This window comes from Crateriforma spongiae, from assembly GCF_012290005.1.
Taxonomy (GTDB): domain Bacteria; phylum Planctomycetota; class Planctomycetia; order Pirellulales; family Pirellulaceae; genus Crateriforma; species Crateriforma spongiae.
This window is the reverse complement of the sequence record NZ_JAAXMS010000046.1, coordinates 1-234: the sequence shown is the minus strand read 5'-3', so window position 1 is coordinate 234 and position 234 is coordinate 1. Positions and strand designations below refer to the sequence as shown.

Genomic DNA, 234 nt, shown 5'->3' with positions numbered 1-234 from the left:
ACAGCCCGGCGCAGGCGGCCACGGTGACCGAGAGCTCCGACACCAACCCCGATGCTGATCCGGCGGTAGAAACCGGCACGATCACCTTCGATGATGTCGACTTGAGTGATGCCCACGTCGCCTCGCAGGACGGCGGCACAGTGACCACGGCGACACTGGCCAACGCGTTGATCCTGACCCCGGCGCAGGAGACCGCGATCCTGGCCGCCTTCAGCATCGATCCGAGCGTGGCAT

At 66.2% G+C, this 234-nt stretch carries 1 protein-coding gene; it reads left to right on the top strand.

Translation table 11 applies throughout. From position 1 onward, the window contains the following. On the top strand, positions 1-234 hold a 234-nt coding region (locus HFP54_RS26540), incomplete at both ends, for a hypothetical protein (RefSeq protein WP_168567306.1).